The sequence below is a fragment of the Streptomyces sp. NPDC015131 genome, assembly GCF_043079975.1.
GTDB lineage: Bacteria > Actinomycetota > Actinomycetes > Streptomycetales > Streptomycetaceae > Streptomyces.
The window spans coordinates 1144860-1163510 of the sequence record NZ_JBIBVB010000002.1 but is presented as its reverse complement, the minus strand read 5'-3'; the positions used below and the strand labels follow the sequence as shown (position 1 = coordinate 1163510).

At 70.4% G+C, this 18651-nt stretch carries 23 protein-coding genes, 1 tRNA gene and 1 riboswitch; of the genes, 15 read left to right on the top strand and 9 right to left on the bottom strand.

Annotated elements, in window-relative coordinates; genetic code table 11:
- Nucleotides 1-34: 34 nt before the first annotated feature.
- A complete protein-coding gene (locus tag ACF08D_RS10910; RefSeq protein ID WP_392222225.1) occupies nt 35-1363 on the bottom strand; it encodes a nicotinate phosphoribosyltransferase in 1329 nt (442 codons plus the stop codon).
- A gap of 164 nt (nt 1364-1527) precedes the next feature.
- Between ACF08D_RS10910 and clpS the strand changes: the two genes are divergently transcribed.
- The 7 genes from clpS (at nt 1528) to ACF08D_RS10875 (ending at nt 6430) form a co-directional block, all read left to right on the top strand.
- A complete protein-coding gene (clpS, locus tag ACF08D_RS10905; RefSeq protein ID WP_392222224.1) occupies nt 1528-1842 on the top strand; it encodes an ATP-dependent Clp protease adapter ClpS in 315 nt (104 codons plus the stop codon).
- Complete coding sequence (locus tag ACF08D_RS10900) at nt 1842-2417, top strand: DUF2017 domain-containing protein (RefSeq protein ID WP_392222223.1); 576 nt, start codon at nt 1842-1844, stop codon at nt 2415-2417. Before clpS ends, ACF08D_RS10900 begins: the two co-directional genes overlap by 1 nt.
- Nucleotides 2418-2773: 356 nt before the next feature.
- The gene (locus ACF08D_RS10895) at nt 2774-4216 is read left to right on the top strand and encodes an amino acid permease (RefSeq protein WP_392222222.1); all 1443 of its coding nucleotides are present in this window, start codon (nt 2774-2776) and stop codon (nt 4214-4216) included.
- A gap of 182 nt (nt 4217-4398) precedes the next feature.
- A complete protein-coding gene (locus ACF08D_RS10890) occupies nt 4399-4821 on the top strand; it encodes a Mov34/MPN/PAD-1 family protein (RefSeq protein WP_392222221.1) in 423 nt (140 codons plus the stop codon).
- 98 nt (nt 4822-4919) lie between these two features.
- Nucleotides 4920-5042: a putative leader peptide gene (locus ACF08D_RS10885; protein ID WP_392222220.1), complete on the top strand. Its 123-nt coding sequence runs from the start codon at nt 4920-4922 to the stop codon at nt 5040-5042.
- A gap of 159 nt (nt 5043-5201) precedes the next feature.
- Nucleotides 5202-5480, top strand: a complete 279-nt coding sequence (locus ACF08D_RS10880) for a MoaD family protein (RefSeq protein ID WP_392222219.1) — start codon at nt 5202-5204, stop codon at nt 5478-5480.
- Nucleotides 5480-6430: a PLP-dependent cysteine synthase family protein gene (locus tag ACF08D_RS10875; RefSeq protein WP_392222218.1), complete on the top strand. Its 951-nt coding sequence runs from the start codon at nt 5480-5482 to the stop codon at nt 6428-6430. Before ACF08D_RS10880 ends, ACF08D_RS10875 begins: the two co-directional genes overlap by 1 nt.
- A 387-nt stretch (nt 6431-6817) precedes the next feature.
- Here the strand turns inward: ACF08D_RS10875 and ACF08D_RS10870 are convergent, their stop codons facing one another.
- Nucleotides 6818-7270, bottom strand: coding sequence for a type II toxin-antitoxin system PemK/MazF family toxin (locus ACF08D_RS10870; protein WP_392222217.1), 453 nt, complete (start codon nt 7268-7270; stop codon nt 6818-6820).
- 164 nt (nt 7271-7434) lie between these two features.
- On the opposite strand from ACF08D_RS10870, the gene ACF08D_RS10865 reads away from it, so the two are divergent.
- The gene (locus ACF08D_RS10865) at nt 7435-8187 is read left to right on the top strand and encodes an MBL fold metallo-hydrolase (protein ID WP_392222216.1); all 753 of its coding nucleotides are present in this window, start codon (nt 7435-7437) and stop codon (nt 8185-8187) included.
- A 44-nt stretch (nt 8188-8231) separates the two neighbouring features.
- Here the strand turns inward: ACF08D_RS10865 and ACF08D_RS10860 are convergent, their stop codons facing one another.
- Nucleotides 8232-9494 carry a PTS transporter subunit EIIC gene (locus ACF08D_RS10860; RefSeq protein WP_392222215.1) on the bottom strand — a complete coding sequence of 421 codons (1263 nt, stop codon included), beginning with the start codon at nt 9492-9494 and terminating at the stop codon, nt 8232-8234.
- Nucleotides 9495-9704: 210 nt separating this feature from the next.
- Entirely contained in the window at nt 9705-10991 is a 1287-nt protein-coding gene (locus tag ACF08D_RS10855; RefSeq protein ID WP_392222214.1) for a PTS transporter subunit EIIC, read from the bottom strand.
- Nucleotides 10992-11180: 189 nt separating this feature from the next.
- Between ACF08D_RS10855 and ACF08D_RS10850 the strand changes: the two genes are divergently transcribed.
- The 4 genes from ACF08D_RS10850 (at nt 11181) to rdgB (ending at nt 13307) form a co-directional block, all read left to right on the top strand.
- Complete coding sequence (locus ACF08D_RS10850; protein WP_107417711.1) at nt 11181-11414, top strand: glucose PTS transporter subunit EIIB; 234 nt, start codon at nt 11181-11183, stop codon at nt 11412-11414.
- Nucleotides 11415-11489: 75 nt separating this feature from the next.
- The gene (rph, locus tag ACF08D_RS10845) at nt 11490-12221 is read left to right on the top strand and encodes a ribonuclease PH (RefSeq protein WP_392222213.1); all 732 of its coding nucleotides are present in this window, start codon (nt 11490-11492) and stop codon (nt 12219-12221) included.
- Between the two features lie 91 nt (nt 12222-12312).
- Nucleotides 12313-12693 carry a hypothetical protein gene (locus ACF08D_RS10840; protein WP_392222212.1) on the top strand — a complete coding sequence of 127 codons (381 nt, stop codon included), beginning with the start codon at nt 12313-12315 and terminating at the stop codon, nt 12691-12693.
- 11 nt (nt 12694-12704) lie between these two features.
- Nucleotides 12705-13307, top strand: a complete 603-nt coding sequence (gene rdgB, locus ACF08D_RS10835; RefSeq protein WP_392222211.1) for an RdgB/HAM1 family non-canonical purine NTP pyrophosphatase — start codon at nt 12705-12707, stop codon at nt 13305-13307.
- A 53-nt stretch (nt 13308-13360) separates the two neighbouring features.
- On the opposite strand, the gene ACF08D_RS10830 is transcribed toward rdgB, so the two are convergent.
- From ACF08D_RS10830 to bcp, 5 genes are all read right to left on the bottom strand, one after another.
- Nucleotides 13361-13435 (bottom strand) — tRNA-Leu (locus ACF08D_RS10830).
- A 7-nt stretch (nt 13436-13442) separates the two neighbouring features.
- On the bottom strand, nt 13443-14294 hold the full coding sequence (locus ACF08D_RS10825) for an HNH endonuclease (RefSeq protein WP_392222210.1): 852 nt from the start codon (nt 14292-14294) through the stop codon (nt 13443-13445).
- On the bottom strand, nt 14291-14458 hold the full coding sequence (locus ACF08D_RS10820) for an HNH endonuclease (RefSeq protein ID WP_392222365.1): 168 nt from the start codon (nt 14456-14458) through the stop codon (nt 14291-14293). Before ACF08D_RS10820 ends, ACF08D_RS10825 begins: the two co-directional genes overlap by 4 nt.
- Nucleotides 14459-15020: 562 nt before the next feature.
- Nucleotides 15021-16505 carry a glycine betaine/L-proline transporter ProP gene (gene proP / locus ACF08D_RS10815; protein ID WP_392222209.1) on the bottom strand — a complete coding sequence of 495 codons (1485 nt, stop codon included), beginning with the start codon at nt 16503-16505 and terminating at the stop codon, nt 15021-15023.
- A 199-nt stretch (nt 16506-16704) separates the two neighbouring features.
- A complete protein-coding gene (bcp, locus tag ACF08D_RS10810; RefSeq protein WP_392222208.1) occupies nt 16705-17172 on the bottom strand; it encodes a thioredoxin-dependent thiol peroxidase in 468 nt (155 codons plus the stop codon).
- Nucleotides 17173-17325: 153 nt separating this feature from the next.
- Between bcp and ACF08D_RS10805 the strand changes: the two genes are divergently transcribed.
- The 3 genes from ACF08D_RS10805 (at nt 17326) to ACF08D_RS10795 (ending at nt 18648) form a co-directional block, all read left to right on the top strand.
- Complete coding sequence (locus ACF08D_RS10805; protein ID WP_392222207.1) at nt 17326-17646, top strand: DUF3618 domain-containing protein; 321 nt, start codon at nt 17326-17328, stop codon at nt 17644-17646.
- A 50-nt stretch (nt 17647-17696) separates the two neighbouring features.
- A complete protein-coding gene (locus tag ACF08D_RS10800; protein ID WP_392222206.1) occupies nt 17697-18035 on the top strand; it encodes a GroES family chaperonin in 339 nt (112 codons plus the stop codon).
- A 190-nt stretch (nt 18036-18225) separates the two neighbouring features.
- A riboswitch (guanidine-III (ykkC-III) riboswitch) is annotated at nt 18226-18293 on the top strand.
- Nucleotides 18294-18327: 34 nt separating this feature from the next.
- On the top strand, nt 18328-18648 hold the full coding sequence (locus tag ACF08D_RS10795; RefSeq protein WP_392222205.1) for a DMT family transporter: 321 nt from the start codon (nt 18328-18330) through the stop codon (nt 18646-18648).
- Nucleotides 18649-18651 lie beyond the last annotated feature (3 nt).

The following is an 18651-nucleotide window of genomic DNA, read 5'->3' as shown; positions in this document are numbered from 1 at the left end:
GGGAGGGGGCGCGACCCCCCGGCCGGGCGCCCTCTCAGACGTACTCCGTGGGGATGACGGGCTCGCCCCGCGAGAGCTGGATCGCCGACATCGGCAGCCGCCCGAGCGCGGCCAGGTGCCGGTCCCGCGCCGCGTCCAGCGGCTCGCGCGCCACCACCTCGCCGCCCTTGACCAGCTCCACCAGCAGCTGCCGGTCCGCCAGCTCCGCCGGCACCGGTCCGGTGCCGACGACCTCCGCCTCGGCCACCCCGTCCGCGCCGGCGCGCCGCGCCGCCCACTTGCGCCCGCCGACCGACATCTTGCCGCCCAGCGACTTCTTGGCCACCGACCGCAGCGGCGCCTTCGGGTCGGCCGACTCGGCGCGGGCCACCAGCTTGTAGACCATCGAGCAGGTCGGATGCCCGCTACCGGTCACCAGCCGGGTCCCGACCCCGTACGCGTCGACCGGAGCCGCCGCCAGCGAGGCGATCGCGTACTCGTCCAGGTCCGAGGTGACCACGATCCGCGTGTCGCGCGCGCCCAGCTCGTCGAGCTGCTGGCGCACCCGGTGGGCCACCAGCAGCAGGTCGCCGGAGTCGATCCGCACCGCACCCAGCTCGGGGCCGGCGATCTCCACGGCGGCGCGCACCGCCTCGGCCACGTCGTAGGTGTCGACCAGCAGCGTCGTCCCCCGGCCCAGGGACTCCACCTGGGCGCGGAAGGCGTCCCGCTCGGTGTCGTGCAGCAGGGTGAACGCGTGCGCGGACGTGCCGACCGTCGGGATGCCGTAGCGGAAGCCCGCCGCCAGGTCGGAGGTGGAGGAGAAGCCGCCCACGTACGCGGCGCGCGCGGCGGCGACGGCGGCCAGCTCGTGGGTGCGCCGGGCGCCCATCTCGATCAGCCGCCGGTCGCCGGCCGCGGCGGACATCCGGGAGGCCGCGGCGGCGATCGCCGAGTCGTGGTTGAGGATCGACAGGATCACAGTCTCCAGCAGCACGCACTCGGCGAAGGAGCCCTCGACCCGCAGGATCGGGGAGCCGGGGAAGTACACCTCGCCCTCCGGGTAGCCCCACACGTCGCCGCCGAAGCGGTAGTCCGCGAGCCAGGCGAGGGTCGGCTCGTCCACGATGCCGCGCTCGCGGAGGAAGCCGAGGACGCCCGCGTCGAAGCGGAAGTTCTCCACCGCGTCCAGCACGCGGCCGGTGCCCGCGACGACGCCGTAGCGCCGCCCCTCGGGCAGCCGCCGGGTGAACACCTCGAAGACGGAGCGCCGGTCGGCGGTACCGCCCCGCAGGGCCGCCTGGAGCATGGTCAGCTCGTACTGGTCCGTGAAGAGCGCGGTAGACGGCACGTCCACCGGCAGCCCAAGATCCGCAGCATTCATACGACGATGCTACCCCGAATACTCGTCAGAGTGACGATTTCCCCCGGGGCGGGCGAGCGCCGGGGCCTTGTCCGGTCCTGTGCTCCCCCACCGCCCGGGGCCTTTCGGGCGCCTCCGGCGTGGTGCGGGCCCCGTGTGTGCGGGCCACCACCCCGAGTGGCAGCATGGGACGAGTGAGTGTTGCTCCCACAGAGATCGAACGCACCGAAGCGGCCGAAGAGGGTTTCGCCGTCACCGAACCCGACGTGCCCTGGGTGACGATCGTCCACAACGACCCGGTCAACCTCATGAGCTACGTCACCTACGTCTTCCAGGCGTACTTCGGCTACTCAAAGGACAAGGCGCACAAGCTGATGCTGGACGTGCACCACAAGGGCAGGGCCGTCGTCTCCAGCGGCACCCGCGAGGAGATGGAACGGGACGTGCAGGCGATGCACGGCTACGGACTGTGGGCCACCCTCTCCCAGGACCGCGGCTGATGAGCGGGCATTTCGAGGCGCTGCCTGGCGGCGGCGCGGCCGTCCCGCTGGACGAGGTCGAGGTCTCCATCCTCCGCTCCCTGGCCGTCCAGCTCCTGGAGCTGATCGGCCCCGGCGAGACCCCGCCCCAGGGCGAGGACCCGCTGGCCGAGCTGTTCCGCGCGGGCCCGAGCGAGCCGCCGGCCGACCCCGCGCTGGCCCGGCTCTTCCCCAACGCGTACGAGGACGGCGACGAGGAGCTGCGCGCCGCGTCCGCCGAGTTCCGCCGCTACACGGAGAACGACCTGCGCGCCCGCAAGCGCGAGGACGCCCTCACCGTCGTACGCAGCCTGGACACGCTCAGCGTGACCGGCGAGGGCGGCGCGGTCCTCAAGCTGTCGGCGGAGGAGTCCCGGCACTGGCTCGGCGCGCTCAACGACCTGCGGCTGACCATCGGCACCCGGCTGGAGGTCGCCGACGACGACGAGAGCGAGGCGCTGTACCGGCTGCCGGACTCCGACCCGCGCAAGCCGATGGTCATGGCGTACCTCTGGCTGGGCGCCCTCCAGGAGACCCTGGTCGAGACGATGATGTGACGCCCGGTGCGGCCGTCGTCGGTGCGCGTGTGACGTCGACTCCCGCGGTGTTCGCTCAGCGGACACTCAGATCCGTATAACGATCGGATTACCCGCCTGCCCCGGGTGGTGGGCTTTTGTGTTGCTTGTCCGCTTTTTCCTGTGCGGTGGGTCACAGTGGTCGTCGTCGATCACTGGTACGAGCGTGATACACCTTCACGATCGCCCGGGGACGCCACCCCTGTTCCCGGGTGCGCCACGACCGGCAGACCGCCGGAGGCACTCCATACACATCCGGGGGGATCAGGACCTGATCCGCGGTCACGCGCAGGGGCGCGGGGCGACGCGGGTCGACGTGGAGAAAGGCGCACCACATCATGACCTCAGTGCGGGTCGACAAGCAGCACGACGGTGGGGCCGCGGGGGCCGCATCCGGCGAGGGCGAGGGCTACCAGCGGGGCCTCGGAGCCCGGCAGATCCAGATGATCGCGATCGGCGGAGCCATCGGCACCGGGCTCTTCCTCGGCGCGGGCAAGGCCATCTCCAAGGCCGGCCCCAGCCTCGTCCTGGCGTACGCGATCGCCGGACTCGTCATCTTCTTCATCATGCGGGCCCTGGGCGAGCTGCTCATGTACCGCCCCGTCTCCGGCTCCTTCTCGGAGTACGCCCGTGAGTTCGTCGGCCCCTTCGCCGGCTTCGTCACCGGCTGGACCTACTGGCTCTTCTGGGTCGTCACCGGCATCACCGAGGTCACCGCGGCCGCCACGTACATGACGTACTGGTGGAACATCCCGCAGTGGGTCTCCGCCCTGGTCTTCACGGTCATCCTGTACGGCGCGAACCTCATCTCCGTGAAGCTCTTCGGCGAGCTGGAGTTCTGGTTCTCGATGATCAAGGTCACCGCCATCATCGGCATGATCCTGATCTGCGCCGGCATCCTCACCATCGGCTTCTCCGACGCCGCCGAGACCGCGTCCATGACCATGCTCTGGTCCGAGGGCGGCTTCTTCCCCAAGGGCATCGGCGGCACGCTGATGACCCTCCAGATCGTGATGTTCGCCTTCCTCGCGGTCGAGCTGGTCGGCGTCACCGCCGGCGAGTCCAAGGACCCGAAGGTCACCCTGCCCAAGGCCATCAACACCGTGCCGTGGCGCATCGCCGTCTTCTACGTCGGCGCGCTGATCATGATCCTCTCGGTGGTGCCCTGGACGCATTTCAAGCCGGGCGTCTCGCCGTTCGTCGCCGCCTTCGAGCAGATGGGCCTCGGCGTCGGCGCCGCCATCGTGAACTTCGTGGTGCTGACCGCCGCCCTGTCCTCCTGCAACTCGGGCATGTACTCCACCGGCCGCATGCTGCGCGACCTCGCGCTCAACGGCCAGGGCCCCAAGGTCTTCACCCGGCTGACCAGGTCCGGCACCCCGCTGCTCGGCACCACCTTCTCGGCCGCGCTGATGCTCGTGGGCGTCTGGATCAACTACGTCGCCCCCGGCAAGGCGTTCGAGTACGTCGTCTCCTTCGCCACCATCTCCGGCATGTGGGCCTGGATCATGATCCTCGTCTCGCAGATCCGCTACCGGCGCGCCGTCGCCCGCGGCGAGGTCCCCGAGTCCGAGTTCAAGGCGCCCGGAGCCCCGTACACCAGCTGGTTCGCCCTGCTGTTCATCGGCATGGTCATCGTGATGATGGGCATCGACGAGGGCGCCCGGGTCTCCCTGTACTGCGCCCCGCTGTGGGCCCTGCTGCTGGGCGTCTCGTACCTGGTCCTGAAGTCCCGTAACCCGGAGAACGCCGCCTTCTCGCGGAAGCCGGCGAAGCGGTAGCCGTCCCGGGGCGGGCTGTTCCGGTCCCGGTCCGTTTCGGCGGTCCGGCCGGTCCGGGTCCGTTTCGGCGGTCCGCCCGGTTCGGGTCCGTCTCGGCGGTTCCGGCCCGGCCTCGGTCCAGTATGTGGGCCCGTCCGTACCATCCCTCGGTACGGGCGGGCCCCTCTGCTTATCCTGAGCCCATGCTGACCATCACACGGGCCCTGTACGACCAGATCGTCGCGCACGCGCGCGAGGACCACCCGGACGAGGCGTGCGGCGTGGTCGCCGGTCCGGCCGGCTCCGGGCGCCCGGAGCGCTTCATCCCGATGCTCAACGCCGCCCGCTCGCCCACGTTCTACGAGTTCGACTCGGGCGACCTGCTGAAGCTGTACCGGGAGATGGACGACCGCGACGAGGAGCCGGTGGTCATCTACCACTCGCACACCGCCACCGAGGCGTACCCGTCCCGCACCGACGTCTCGTACGCCAACGAGCCCGGCGCGCACTACGTCCTGGTCTCCACGGCGGACACCGACGACGCCGGACCGTTCCAGTTTCGGTCCTACCGCATCGTCGAGGGCGAGATCACCGAGGAAGAGGTGCAGGTCGTCGAGGCGTACTGAGCCTCCGCTTGCCGCCGTGTCCCGCATGATGGGCGGAAACCGTCCAGCATGCGGGATCACACTCCGAATGCCGGACCGGGAATCGATACGATGACCGCATGGTTTCCCTCGACGTGAGCGAACAGACGCCGGGCACCGTGCTGCTCGTGGCGCGGCTGCACGTCGACCTGTGCCGGCTCGCCAGCGCCATGTGTCCGCGCGGCGCCGCCGTCGCCGCCTGAGCGCCGCGGTCCGGCACGCCGCCGTGCGCCCGGCCGTACGGCGCGATCGCGCCCCTTCGCACGGGCGCCACCTCTGCTCAGCCGCTCGTCCGCTCGGCCCGTGCTCAGCCCGCCTTCGTACGTCCCGACTCGTTCGTCCTTCCGACAGGAGCCCACACCATGGCCATCGAGGTCCGCATCCCGACCATCCTCCGCACCCACACCGGCGGCGCCAAGGCCGTCGAGGGCAGCGGGGACACCCTCGCCGACCTCTTCGCCGACCTCGAGACCCGGTACACCGGCATCCAGGAGCGCATCGTGGACGGCGGCGAGCTGCGCCGCTTCGTGAACGTCTACCTCAACGACGAGGACGTCCGCTTCCTGGAGGGCATCAACACCAAGCTGTCCGACGGCGACAACGTCACCATCCTCCCGGCCGTGGCCGGCGGAATGCGCTGATGCGCTACGACTCGCCCCTCGCCGCGGTCGGCAACACCCCGCTCGTACGGCTGCCGCGCCTGTCCCCCTCGGCGGACGTCCGCATCTGGGCCAAGCTGGAGGACCGCAACCCGACCGGGTCGGTCAAGGACCGGCCGGCGCTGCACATGATCGAGCAGGCGGAGAAGGACGGCCGGCTCACGCCCGGCTGCACCATCCTGGAGCCGACCAGCGGCAACACCGGCATCTCGCTCGCCATGGCGGCCCGGCTCAAGGGCTACCGCATCGTGTGCGTGATGCCCGAGAACACCTCCCAGGAGCGGCGCGACCTGCTCGCCATGTGGGGCGCCGAGATCATCTCGTCGCCGGCCGCGGGCGGCTCCAACACGGCCGTACGGGTCGCCAAGGAGCTGGCCGCCGAGCACCCGGACTGGGTGATGCTCTACCAGTACGGCAACCCCGACAACGCGGGCGCGCACTACGCCACCACGGGGCCGGAGATCCTGGCCGACCTGCCGTCCGTCACGCACTTCGTGGCGGGCCTGGGGACGACCGGCACCCTGATGGGCGTCGGCCGCTTCCTGCGCGAGCACAAGCCGGACGTCCGGATCGTCGCGGCCGAGCCCCGGTACGACGACCTGGTGTACGGGCTGCGGAACCTCGACGAGGGCTTCGTGCCCGAGCTGTACGACGCGTCCGTGCTCACCACCCGCTTCTCGGTCGGCTCCGCCGACGCGGTGACGCGGACGCGGGAGCTGCTCCAGCAGGAGGGCATCTTCGCGGGCGTCTCGACGGGGGCGGCGCTGCACGCGGCGATCGGCGTGGGGAAGAAGGCGGTCAAGGCGGGCGAGAGCGCGGACATCGTGTTCGTCGTGGCCGACGGCGGCTGGAAGTACCTCTCGACGGGCGTCTACACGGCCCCGACGACCGAAGCCGCGATCGAAACGCTCCAAGGCCAACTCTGGGCCTAACCGCCCGCGGCCCGGTTACCCGCCGCGGCCGGCGCCCGCGCCCGGCCGCCCCCGGCCCCCACCCGTTGTGGGCAATCGTCCCGCAGGGCGATGGGGGTCCCCCCTGCTCGAGCGAAGCCGAGAGCTTGGGGGAGGGTGGGCACAACGGACCGGGGCGGTGCCCTTTGCGGACGGTGCCCCCGAGGGCGGTGCCCTCGGAAGCTGCGGGTGCGTGGGGGGTGTGGCCCCTCCGGGCTCGCCTCCTCGCGGTCGGCGGGTTGCCCTACCGGTCGGGTGACCGTGCGACGCCGCCAACCGCTGCGGGGGCGACCCTGCACGGCCCCACCCCGGCGCGTCGCCGACTGCGGACCGGTGGGCGGGACGGCCCACCGGCGAGGCGCACCGCGGCTACGCCGCCAAGTGCCGCACCCGGTCCCAGACCAGCGGATCCACCCGCCCCGCGCGGCGGCGGAAGTGCCCCACCGCGACCTCCCGCAGCTCGTCCGTCTCCAGAAAGCTCCGCCGCCCCCGCGCATCGCCCACCGCGCCGGGCGGCAGCGCGACGACACCGGCCCGGCCGTCCCGGTACCGGCTGGTGATCTTCGCGACGAGCGCCGTGTCGCCCCGTACCGCCAGCACCAGGCACGGACGGTCCTTCCCACCCGGACCGTCCTCGAACGGCACCCGGGCCCACCAGATCTCCCCGGGCCGGGGCCGGAACGGCGGCTTCGGCGCCCCGCCCGGCCGCGCGGGCGGACGGGTGCGACCGCCCGGCCGCCGGCGCCCGGCCGTGCCGGACACCGCCGCGACGAACGCGAGAACCACCACGGCGCCGAGCGCCGGCCACCAGGACGTGTCCATGAATCCGGACGCTACCCGCCCGAACCGGTGACAGCGCGGGTGAGTTCGACCACAAGGGGCCACCACGGAGGAGCGACCCGGCGTGCGGCGCCTTACGCTCGGTAAACCGCACGACCTCCCCTGTCAGCGCCTGCCCGGCTCCCTTCCACGGAGGTTCACGCTCCATGAAGCTCACCGTCGTCGGCTGCTCGGGGTCGTTCCCGTCCGCGGAATCGGCCTGTTCGAGCTACCTCGTAGAGGCCGACGGCTTCCGGCTGCTCCTCGACATGGGCAATGGCGCCCTGGGCGAGCTGCAGCGCCACATCGGTCTGTACGACCTCGACGCGATCTTCCTCAGCCATCTGCACGCCGATCACTGCATCGACATGTGCGGGTACTTCGTCGCGCGCTACTACCGCCACGAGGGCGGGCGCTGCTCCGCCATCCCGGTGTACGCGCCGTCAGGCGCCGAGCAGCGCCTGACGACGGCGTACGCGGACACGCCGTCCGAGAAGTCGATGAGCGAGGTGTTCGACTTCCGGACGCTGTCGTCCGGCTCGTTCGACATCGGCCCCTTCCGGGTGCGGACGGAGAAGGTGTGCCATCCGGTCGAGGCGTACGGGATCCGGCTGGAGCACGGGGGCACGTCCCTGGTGTACTCCGGGGACACGGGCGTCTGCGACGAGCTGGACGCGCTGGCGGCGGGCGCGGACCTGTTCCTGTGCGAGGCGTCGTTCACGTACGGCAAGGAGGACATCCCCGGGCTGCACCTGAACGGCCGCGAGGCCGGTGCGCACGCGGCGCGGGCGGGGGCGGGGCGGCTGGTGCTGACGCACGTCCCGCCGTGGACGGACGGCGAGCGGAACCTCGCCGACGCGCGGGCGGTGTACGACGGCCCGTCGGAGCTGGCCCGGGCGGGCGCGGTCTACGAGGTGTGAAAAAAGGCCCCCGGGTGACCGGGGGCCTTCTTCATGGGCGGGAGTTACTTGGCTTCGGCCTTCTGGAGTTCGGCCAGCTCCTCGTCGGACTCGCGGCCCGGCGTCGGGAGGTTGAACTTGGTGATGGCGAAGCGGAAGACCACGTAGTAGACCGCCGCGAAGCAGAGGCCGACCAGGGCCAGGCCCCACGGGTTGGACGCGATGCCCAGGTTGAGGACGAAGTCGACCGCGCCGGCGGAGAAGCCGAAGCCGTCCTTCATGCCGAGGGCCCAGGTCAGCGCCATGGAGACACCGGTCAGCACCGCGTGGATCGCGTACAGCACCGGGGCGATGAACATGAAGGTGAACTCGATCGGCTCGGTGACACCGGTGACGAAGGACGTCAGCGCGAGCGAGAACATCATGCCGCCGACGACCTTGCGGCGCTCGGGGCGGGCGCAGTGCACGATGGCGAGGCAGGCGGCGGGGAGCGCGAACATCATGATCGGGAAGAAGCCGGTCATGAACTGTCCGGCGGTGGGGTCACCGGCGAGGAAGCGGGCGATGTCGCCGCTCTTGCCCTCGTACGAGCCGGCCTGGAACCAGGGGAAGCTGTTGAGCAGGTGGTGCATGCCGACCGGGATCAGCGCGCGGTTGGCGACACCGAAGATGCCCGCGCCGGCGGCGCCGGAGCCGATCAGCCACTCGCCGAAGTTGTGCAGACCGGTGCCGAGGACCGGCCAGATCAGGCCGAAGACGATGCCGGTGAGCAGGCCGGCGAAGGCGGAGAGGATCGGGACCAGCCGGCGGCCGCCGAAGAAGCCGGCCCAGTCGGGCAGCTTGGTGCGGTAGAAGCGCTGGTAGAGGAGCGCCACGATGATGCCCATGACGACGCCGCCGAGCACCTTGGCGTCGACCGCCTGCTCGACCATGACGATCTTGCCATCGACGATCGCCTCCTTCTTGGGGAGGCTGCTGTCGGTGAAGGTGCCGAGCACGTTCTTGAAGACGAGGTAGCCGACCACGGCGGCCAGCGCCGTCGAGCCGTCCGACTTCTTGGCGAACCCGATGGCGATGCCGACGGCGAAGAGCAGCGCCATGTTGTCGAGCAGCGCGCCACCGCCGGCGGCCATGTACTCGGCGATCTTGTTGATGAAGGAGGGCAGCGACTCCCGGCCCAGCATGTCGGGCTGGCCGAAGCGCACCAGGAGCGCGGCCGCCGGCAGCACCGCGACCGGCAGCATGAGGCTGCGGCCGATACGCTGCAGGACGGCCATCACGCCGGCGCCCTTCTTCTTCTCCGCCCCGGGGGCGGTGGCGGTGGACATCAGGTTCCTCCAGGTGGGCAAGGCGCCGCCCGGGGACATTGATCTCATGGGGGACGGCGGCGTCTCCGAAACGCGGTGCACCACCGCGTGGTCTACACCATTAACTGGTGTAGACCTGTTGTAGCACGGTGAGGGTTAGATAAGGAACTTGCGATTTGATAACGCCGAAGGGGCCCCGCGAGCGGGGCCCCTTCGGGTGTGACCGGACGGCTACGGCCTGGTGTTGTCGCTCTCTTCCTCGTCCGGTTCCCGGCCCGGGGTGGGCAGGTTGAAGAACGTGATCGCGAAGCGGAAGACCACGTAGTAGACGACCGCGAACCCGAGGCCGATCGGGATGATCAGCCACGGTTTGGTCGCCAGCCCCCAGTTGATGACGTAGTCGATCAGCCCGGCCGAGAAGCTGAAGCCGTCCTTGACCCCGAGCGCCCAGGTGACGGCCATGGAGACGCCCGTCAGCAGGGCGTGGACCGCGTACAGCGCCGGGGCGATGAAGACGAAGGAGTACTCGATCGGCTCGGTGATGCCGGTGACGAACGAGGTGAGCGCCAGCGACAGCATCAGGCCGCCGACCTCCTTGCGCCGGTGCGGCTTGGCGCAGTGCGTCATGGCGAGCGCGGCGGCGGGCAGCGCGAACATCATGATCGGGAAGAAACCGGTGGTGAACTGGCCCGCGTCCGGGTCGCCCGCAAGGAACATGCTGATGTCGCCGTGCACCACCGTGCCGTCCGGCTTGGTGTACGAGCCGAACTGGAACCACACCGGCACGTTCAGGAACTGGTGCAGGCCGATCACCAGCAGGGCGCGGTTGGCGACGCCGAAGATGCCCGAGCCCCAGGCGCCGAGGCCCACCAGCCAGTCGCTGAAGCTCTCCAGCGCGTCGCCCACCGGCGGCCAGACGAACAGGCAGATCACGGCGACGGCGATGGCGACGAACGACATGATGATCGGTACGAGCCTGCGGCCGTTGAAGAAGCCCAGCCAGTCGACCAGCCGGGTGCGGTGGAACCGCTGCCAGAAGTAGGCCGTGAGCAGGCCCATGACGATGCCGCCGAAGACGCCCGGATTCTGGAAGGTGTACTCGGCGAAGGTGTCGTCGGGCCCCAGGCACCCGCCGCCGACGTCCTTGGTGCCGGACGGGCAGCCGTCGGGGAAGGCACGCAGCACCCCCCGGTACACCAGGAAGCCCACGACCGCGGCGAGCGCGGTGGAGCCGTCCGCCTTCTTGGCCATGCCGATCGCGACGCCGACGCAGAAGAGGATGGGCAGGCCCAGCTCGGCGTCCAGCAGCGCGCCGCCCGCCCCCGCCATGACCTTGGCGACGTCGTCCCAGCCGAGACCCTCGGCACCGAAGACGTCCGGCTGCCCCAGCCGGTTGAGGATGCCCGCGGCGGGCAGGACCGCGATGGGCAGCTGGAGGCTGCGGCCCATCTTCTGGAGCCCCTGGAAGGCGCCGGTCCACCGGCTCGGCTTCGGAGCGGCCGCGCTGTCGGAGCTCATCGGCGTCCTCCCGGAAGACTGGTGTAGACCAGTTGCGATATCGTGGACGTTGGTGATCGTCATCCTTCGGGACAACCGGGTAATGCGCCCGCGAAGATGGGCCAACCGTGCGTTACCGTGACGAAAGACCTAGGTGGGCCGAGCAGCGCTCAGCGCTCCGAAACGGCACTTGGACGCAGGGAGAAACACATGGCCAGCAAGGCTGAGAAGATCGTCGCCGGGCTCGGCGGCATCGACAACATCGAAGAGGTCGAGGGCTGCATCACCCGCCTGCGCACCGAGGTCAACGACCCCGGCCTGGTCGACGAGGCCGCGCTCAAGGCCGCCGGCGCCCACGGCGTCGTCAAGATGGGCACCGCGATCCAGGTCGTCATCGGCACCGACGCCGACCCGATCGCCGCCGAGATCGAAGACATGATGTGAGCTGACGCTCACCCGTGAGGGGCCCGTACCGACACCGGAACGGGCCCCTCACCCATGAGCGCTAGGCTCCTGTCCATGTCTCGAATCGACGGCCGCACCCCCGAACAGCTCCGCCCGGTCACCATCGAACGCGGATGGAGCAAGCACGCCGAGGGCTCCGTCCTCATCTCCTTCGGCGACACCAAGGTCTTCTGCACCGCCTCCGTCACCGAGGGCGTCCCCCGCTGGCGCAAGGGCAGCGGCGAGGGATGGGTCACCGCCGAGTACTCGATGCTGCCGCGCTCCACCAACACCCGCGGCGACCGCGAATCCGTCCGCGGCAAGATCGGCGGCCGTACGCACGAGATCAGCCGCCTCATCGGCCGCTCGCTGCGCGCCGTCATCGACTACAAGGCGCTCGGCGAGAACACCATCGTCCTCGACTGCGACGTCCTCCAGGCCGACGGCGGCACCCGCACCGCCGCGATCACCGGCGCGTACGTCGCCCTCGCCGACGCCGTCGCCTGGGCGCAGGGCAAGAAGCTCATCAAGGCCGGCCGCAAGCCCCTCACCGGCACCGTCGCCGCCGTCTCCGTCGGCATCGTCGACGGCACGCCCCTGCTCGACCTCCGCTACGAGGAGGACGTGCGCGCCGAGACCGACATGAACGTCGTCTGCACCGGCGACGGCCGCTTCGTCGAGGTCCAGGGCACCGCCGAGGCCGAGCCCTTCGACCGCAAGGAGCTCAACGCCCTGCTCGACCTCGCCACCGGAGGCTGCGCCGACCTGGCCGCCCTCCAGCGCGACGCCCTCGGCACCACGCTGTAGCAACCGCGGAGGGCCGCGCCGGCGTCTGTGAGAGTGCGGGCGCACGGATCGAACCGTGCGCCCGTCCACAGCATCCGGGAGGACCCGTTCCATGCGCCGTCGCCGTACCGCCGCCCTCGCCGCCACCGCAGTGCTCGCCCTCACCGGGGCGGTCGGCTGCGGCGCCCTCGACAAGGCCATGGACTGCGTCCAGACCGCCGAGGCCATCGCCACCAGCGTCGACAACCTCGGCCAGGCCGTCTCCAGCGCCTCCGACGACCCCACCCGGCTCACCGAGTCCCTCGACGCCATCGACAAGGAACTCGACAACCTCCGGGACACCACCGACAACGCCGACCTGACCAAGGCCGTCGACGACCTCGGCAAGGGCGTCACCAGCGTCCGCACCGCCGTCGAGAACGGCGACACCACCCCGGACCTCGCGCCCGTCACCAGCGCCGCCGCCGAGATCGGCAAGGTCTGCACCCCGTAGATACTGGGGACATGACCCGCCTGATCCTCGCCACCCGCAACGCCGGGAAGATCACCGAACTGCACGCCATCCTCGCCGGAGCCGGGCTCGACCACGAGCTCGTCGGGGCGGACGCGTACCCCGAGATCCCCGACGTCAAGGAAACCGGCGTCACCTTCGCGGAGAACGCCCTGCTCAAGGCCCACACCCTCGCGCGGGCCACCGGCCTGCCCGCCGTCGCCGACGACTCCGGCCTCTGCGTCGACGTCCTCGGCGGCGCGCCCGGCATCCTCTCCGCCCGCTGGGCCGGCCGCCACGGCGACGACGAGGCGAACCTCCGGCTCCTGCTGGCCCAGCTCTCCGACATCCCCCCGGCGCACCGTGGCGCCCACTTCGCCTGCGCCGCCGCCCTCGCCCTCCCCGACGGCACCGAGCGGGTGGTCGAGGGCCGGCTGTCCGGCACCCTCCGCACCGCCCCGGCCGGCTCCGGCGGCTTCGGCTACGACCCGATCCTCCAGCCGGACGGCGAGACCCGCACCTGCGCGGAGCTGACGGCCGCCGAGAAGAACGCCATCAGCCACCGCGGCAAAGCCTTCCGCGCCCTCGTCCCGGTGGTCCGGGAGCTGGTGGGCTGAGGCGCTGTACCGTGACGGGCGTGACACCTGATCGATGTCACGCCCGTCATGCGTGGGCCCGGTGGGACTCGAACCCACGACACACCGGACCTAAACCGGCGCCCTCTAGCCAGCTGGGGTACGGACCCGCGACGGCTACTCTACTGGGCGCTGGTCGGCGCTTGTGAGTCGCGATCGGTTCGAGAAGGTCTTCGTCTGACTGTGACAGGACGGGCACAGGTACCGGAGATTCTCGCGCCGGTTGTCCAAGTGGTCGCCGTTGCTGTGGTCGATCTCCAGGACGAGTCGCTTGCCCTGCCAGACGTCTCCGACACCGCATGCCACGCAGACGCGCGGAACGTCCAGATCATCGAGTGCTCGGCGCAACATTGCCGTTTTCGTGCGACGTGTGCCGCCGGCGCTACGTACGAGGACCTCCTCCGGAGTCTTGCGCTTGGGGGATGTCCGCCCCGTCTGATGCGCTTGGCCCGTGAAGTGGTCCGTCGACAGACCGTGCTCCGCGATCTCCCGCCGAACCCGAACGCGCGCCGCGCCGCTGTCGCGTTGCCCCAGGCTGCGTAGCACGCCGGCAAGGCTGTGCGATGTGGCGACCGCGTCGGCGAGTTGCTCACGTGAGAACGGACTGTCGCCCGAACGTCCGGTGAAGTGTGCGGTGTCGATGCCGAACTGGTCGAGCTTCTTCCTGACGTGGCCGTACGGGCTGTCGCTCGGGGGGTAGCCGAGGCGCTCGAGCACGTCCCGGATGCTGTGGGAGTGTGCCGCGGCCTCTTCGAGCACCGCTTTCGCGTAGGTGCGATTCGCCCGCTCGGGCAACGGCTCATCGACAAAGTGCGAGGTGTCTATGCCGTAATGCTCCAGCCGGTTGCGCAGGTAACGCCTTGTGATGCTGCCGAGTGGGGCCTCCACGCGCCGCATCAGATCCACCAGGCTCGAGGAGACGGCGGCAGTCCGGGTCAACAGGTCGCGCGGATAGCGTGCCGTGCTCATCCCGTGGTCCTCCGCCTGCGGCCGCGGTAAGTGTCCGTCACGGCATGGCAGTTCGGGCACAGCAGCCGCAAGTTCTCCCGGCGATTGTCCCACCAGTCGCCGTTGACGTGATCGACTTCGAGTCGGAGGGGCTCGCCGTTCCACTCAGGCCCCGTCCCGCACATGGCGCACCTTTCCGGTACGCCGGTACGGAGCAGCTCACGTCGCAGCCGAGAGCCAGGGATCCTGCCCTCCTCCCGTGAGTGCACGCCCAGGAGTGGGCCTTTGGCCGCACGGGCCCGTCGCGGTTCACCCTCATGGAAGTGCGACGTGTCGATCCCCAGCGCCCCGATCCGGCGGCTGATGTGTGCATGGTTTCCTCCCACGGGGCTGAGGGACAGGAAGCACAGCACGTCCCTCATGCTCATGGCTGCCGCGACCGCCTCCCTCAGGCGCTCCTCCGTATGGCGCACCCACCACTGTTCTGCGAAGTGCGACGTGTCGACACCCGCATCCGCCATTTTCCGGCGCAGATAGCGCCTGCTCCCTGGCGTGGGTGTGCCGCCACACCAGCGGATCGCCTCGTCCCAGTTCTTCGTCTGCCGCGCCGCTTCGGCGAGCAGCTCCCGGGTGTATCTGACCGGCATCTGTGTCTACTCCGTCTTCGGCCACGCGTTCAGGTCTCGGACGGAGTAACGAACCGATTGTCGGACGGTCACGTCCGACAATCGGAGTGTCGCTTGCTTCTTACGAGAACTTCGGTTCCGGCGCCTCGGATCGGACCAGTTCCGCGGCCTCCTCCTTGGTGCACACCGCCGGGGGCGAGCCCTCCAGGGGCTGGCGGGCCGTCTCCTTCATGCACGCCACCGCGATCACGCCCACCAGGGCGGCCGCCATCGCGTAGTACGCCGGCATCAGCGTGCTGCCGGTGACACTGATGAGCGCGGTGATCACCAGCGGGGTCGTCCCGCCGAAGAGCGACGCCGACAGGTTGTAGCCCACCGACAGGGAGCCGTAGCGCACATGGGTCGGGAACAGGGCGGGGAGCGCCGCGGACATGGTGCCCAGCAGGCACACCAGCGACAGGCCCAGCATCAGCATGCCGGCCGTGATGGCGAGGATGCCGCCCAGGCCGATCAGCCAGAACGCGGGCGCGGAGAGAAACAGGAAGCCCAGCATGCCCGCCATCAGCAGCGGCTTGCGGCCGTAGCGGTCGCTGAGCCGGCCCACCTGGTTGATGATCAGCATCAGGAAGGCCATGACGGCCAGCAGGATCAGCAGCCCGTGGGTCGCGCTGTAGCCGAGCTCGTCGGAGAGGTACGTCGGCATGTACGACAGCAGCATGTAGTCGGTGATGTTGTACGCGCCGACCAGGGCGATGCACAGGATCAGCGTGGGCCAGTACTGGCGGAAGATGGTCGCGAGGTCGCCCTTGGTGGAGGTCTCCACGGTGTCGGCCGCCTCGGAGGCGGACGCGCTCTCCGACTCCAGCTTCTGGAAGGCCGGCGTCTCGTCCAGCCGCAGCCGCAGGTAGAGGCCGACCAGTCCCAGCGGGCCGGCGACCAGGAACGGGATGCGCCAGCCCCAGGACTCCATCGTCGCGTCGCCCAGCACCGCTGTGAGCGCCGTGACCAGGCCGGCGGCCCCGACGTATCCGGCCAGCGTGCCGAACTCCAGGAAGCTGCCGAAGAAGCCGCGCCGCTTGTCGGGCGCGTACTCGGCGATGAAGGTCGACGCCCCGCCGTACTCGCCGCCCGTCGAGAAGCCCTGCACCAGCCGGAACAGGATCAGCAGGGTGGGGGCCCAGAAGCCGATCGACGCGTACGAGGGGATGAGCCCGATCGCGAAGGTGCCGACCGCCATCATGATCATCGTCAGGGCGAGGACCTTCTTGCGGCCGATCCGGTCGCCCATGGGGCCGAAGAACATGCCGCCCAGCGGCCGGACGAGGAAGGCGACGGCGAAGGTGGCGAACGAGGACAGCAGCTGCGCCGTGTCGTTCCCGGAGGGGAAGAAGACATGGCCGATGGTGACGGCGAGGTAGCTGTAGATGCCGAAGTCGAACCACTCCATGGCGTTGCCGAGCGAGGCCGCCTTCACGGCCCGCTTGACCGCCGCCTGGTCGGTGACGGTGATGTCGCACCGGCGGAGCTTGGGGTTCTTCCGCTGCTGGATCGTGCGGAACAGGATGCGGTGGCGCCTGACCGCCGCCGGATCGGCCTTGGCCGCCATGGGCAGGGTTCCTTTCCTGGACTTCGGGTCTGAATCCAAGGGGAACATCTGCTCTGCCATCGCGTTCGCAAACCGAAGTCCCCGGCGAAAGGGACCTCGGTCACACGGCGGCGGGCCGGACGGAGGGGAAGGGGGTCAGGGGAGGGGGCGGGAGGGAGTGGTGGCCCCCGGCCGCCCGGAGGGGCCGGGCCGCCCTGGGTCAGATGCCGAGATCCTTGATGATCTTGGCGACATGCCCGGTCGCCTTCACGTTGTAGAGGGCGCGCTCGACCTTGCCCTCCTCGTCCACGACGACCGTCGAGCGGATCACGCCCGTCACCGTCTTCCCGTACAGCTTCTTCTCGCCGAAGGCGCCGTACGCCGCCAGGACCTCCTTGGAGGGGTCGCCGACCAGCGTGACCCGCAGGTCCTCCTTCTCGCGGAACTTCGCCAGCTTCTCCGGCTTGTCCGGCGACACGCCGATCACGTCGTACCCGGCGCCGGCCAGCACGTCCAGGTTGTCGGTGAAGTCGCACGCCTGCTTGGTGCAGCCGGGTGTCAGTGCCGCCGGGTAGAAGTAGACGATGACCTTGCGTCCCCGGTGGTCAGCGAGCGACACGTCCTTGCCGTCCGCGTCGGGCAGGGTGAAGGCGGGGGCGGTGTCGCCGGGCTGAAGGCGCTCGCTCATGGCTTCTCGGCTCCTCGGGGTCGTGAATGGGGGCGGGGCACGGCACAGGTGTCGTACGCGTTCAGAGCCTAATGGGGGTCCACGACAGTCAGCGGGCCCCTGAGCTGACAGACTGTCCACCACGGATTCGGACGGACCTACGGAGGCAGCGCGGTGTCGGAAGCCAGGACCCCTGCGCAGATCGAGGCGGACATCGTCCGCAGGCGTGAGCAGCTCGCCGTGACGCTCGACGAGATCGGCGTACGCGTGCACCCGAAGACGATCATCGGGGACGCGAAGGCCCGGGTGGCCTCGACGGTCGACGAGACCGCCGGGCGCGCCTTCGTCACCGTGAACCGGGTGGTGACCGATGTGCGGGCGCGGTTCGTGTCGGAGGACGGCGCGCCGAGGCTGGAGCGCGTGGTGCCGGTGGCCCTGCTCGCGGTCGGTGTGGTCGGGCTGCTGGCCCTGAGCGCCCGCAGGCGCCGGGACTGACCGGCGACCCTTGGGCGTACGCGGCGGGCCGGGGCAGGTAGTTTCGTGGGGTGAGCGAGAACACCCACGACAAGCTGCCCATCCGCATGCTGCACGACCGCGTGCTGGTCCGGACCGACGCCCAGGAGGGCGAGCGGCGCTCGGGCGGCGGCATCCTGATCCCGGCGACCGCCGCCGTCGGCCGCCGGCTGGCCTGGGCCGAGGTGGTCGCGGTCGGGCAGAACGTCCGGACCGTCGAGATCGGTGACCGGGTGCTGTACGACCCGGAGGACCGTGCCGAGGTCGAGGTGCGGGGCGTGGCGTACGTCCTGATGCGGGAGCGCGACCTGCACGCGGTGGCGGCCGACCGCTTCGGCGGGTCCGAGGACTCGACGGGCCTGTACCTGTAGGCGTACGGGGTTTGTGCCTGTCCGCGTACGGGGCCGGTCCGGGTTGGCGTACGCGGGCCGGTCCGGGTTGGCGTGCGGGGCCGGTCCGGGGACGCGTACGGGTTGGCGTACGGGGCCGATACGGGAGCCGTTTCGCGGGGCCCGGAGCCGGTGTGAGGCCCGGTGGCGGAGGTCACCGGGCCTTCGTGCTGCCGTTTTGCTAGCGTGGAGGGACCCCGACGAGACGCGCCGTACCGGGTTATGCAAAGACGACGCACCCCTGTATACGTCGTCGCGTTTCGGAGGTGCCGTCATGGCCTGGGTTCTGCTGATCGTCGCCGGTCTGCTGGAGGTGGGCTGGTCGATCGGGATGAAGTTCACGGACGGTTTCACCAGGCTGTGGCCCAGCCTGTTCACCGCCGCCGGGATCGTCGCCAGCATGGTGCTGCTGTCCCAGGCGGCCAAGACCCTGCCGATCGGCACCGCCTACGGGGTGTGGGTCGGCATCGGCGCGGCCGGCGCGGCGGTGGTCGGCATGATGGTGCTCGGCGAGCCGGTGACCGCGGCCCGGATCTTCTTCGTCTGCCTGCTGCTGGTCGCCGTGGTGGGCCTGAAGGCCACCTCCGGCCACTAGGTC

Bases quoted from the DNA above. Each gene is read 5' to 3' on its own strand.
- ACF08D_RS10850 (WP_107417711.1), top strand. From the start codon at position 11,181: ATGGCCAGCAAGGCTGAGAAGATCGTCGCCGGGCTCGGCGGCATCGAC.
- ACF08D_RS10890 (WP_392222221.1), top strand. From the start codon at position 4,399: ATGCTGACCATCACACGGGCCCTGTACGACCAGATCGTCGCGCACGCG.
- ACF08D_RS10870 (WP_392222217.1), bottom strand. From the start codon at position 7,270: ATGGACACGTCCTGGTGGCCGGCGCTCGGCGCCGTGGTGGTTCTCGCG.
- ACF08D_RS10825 (WP_392222210.1), bottom strand. From the start codon at position 14,294: ATGAGCACGGCACGCTATCCGCGCGACCTGTTGACCCGGACTGCCGCC.
- ACF08D_RS10865 (WP_392222216.1), top strand. From the start codon at position 7,435: ATGAAGCTCACCGTCGTCGGCTGCTCGGGGTCGTTCCCGTCCGCGGAA.
- bcp (WP_392222208.1), bottom strand. From the start codon at position 17,172: ATGAGCGAGCGCCTTCAGCCCGGCGACACCGCCCCCGCCTTCACCCTG.
- rdgB (WP_392222211.1), top strand. From the start codon at position 12,705: ATGACCCGCCTGATCCTCGCCACCCGCAACGCCGGGAAGATCACCGAA.
- ACF08D_RS10820 (WP_392222365.1), bottom strand. From the start codon at position 14,458: ATGTGCGGGACGGGGCCTGAGTGGAACGGCGAGCCCCTCCGACTCGAA.
- ACF08D_RS10910 (WP_392222225.1), bottom strand. From the start codon at position 1,363: ATGAATGCTGCGGATCTTGGGCTGCCGGTGGACGTGCCGTCTACCGCG.
- ACF08D_RS10855 (WP_392222214.1), bottom strand. From the start codon at position 10,991: ATGAGCTCCGACAGCGCGGCCGCTCCGAAGCCGAGCCGGTGGACCGGC.
- ACF08D_RS10880 (WP_392222219.1), top strand. From the start codon at position 5,202: ATGGCCATCGAGGTCCGCATCCCGACCATCCTCCGCACCCACACCGGC.
- clpS (WP_392222224.1), top strand. From the start codon at position 1,528: ATGGGACGAGTGAGTGTTGCTCCCACAGAGATCGAACGCACCGAAGCG.
- ACF08D_RS10875 (WP_392222218.1), top strand. From the start codon at position 5,480: ATGCGCTACGACTCGCCCCTCGCCGCGGTCGGCAACACCCCGCTCGTA.
- ACF08D_RS10895 (WP_392222222.1), top strand. From the start codon at position 2,774: ATGACCTCAGTGCGGGTCGACAAGCAGCACGACGGTGGGGCCGCGGGG.
- ACF08D_RS10840 (WP_392222212.1), top strand. From the start codon at position 12,313: ATGCGCCGTCGCCGTACCGCCGCCCTCGCCGCCACCGCAGTGCTCGCC.
- proP (WP_392222209.1), bottom strand. From the start codon at position 16,505: ATGGCGGCCAAGGCCGATCCGGCGGCGGTCAGGCGCCACCGCATCCTG.
- ACF08D_RS10900 (WP_392222223.1), top strand. From the start codon at position 1,842: ATGAGCGGGCATTTCGAGGCGCTGCCTGGCGGCGGCGCGGCCGTCCCG.
- ACF08D_RS10860 (WP_392222215.1), bottom strand. From the start codon at position 9,494: ATGTCCACCGCCACCGCCCCCGGGGCGGAGAAGAAGAAGGGCGCCGGC.
- ACF08D_RS10795 (WP_392222205.1), top strand. From the start codon at position 18,328: ATGGCCTGGGTTCTGCTGATCGTCGCCGGTCTGCTGGAGGTGGGCTGG.
- ACF08D_RS10885 (WP_392222220.1), top strand. From the start codon at position 4,920: ATGGTTTCCCTCGACGTGAGCGAACAGACGCCGGGCACCGTGCTGCTC.
- rph (WP_392222213.1), top strand. From the start codon at position 11,490: ATGTCTCGAATCGACGGCCGCACCCCCGAACAGCTCCGCCCGGTCACC.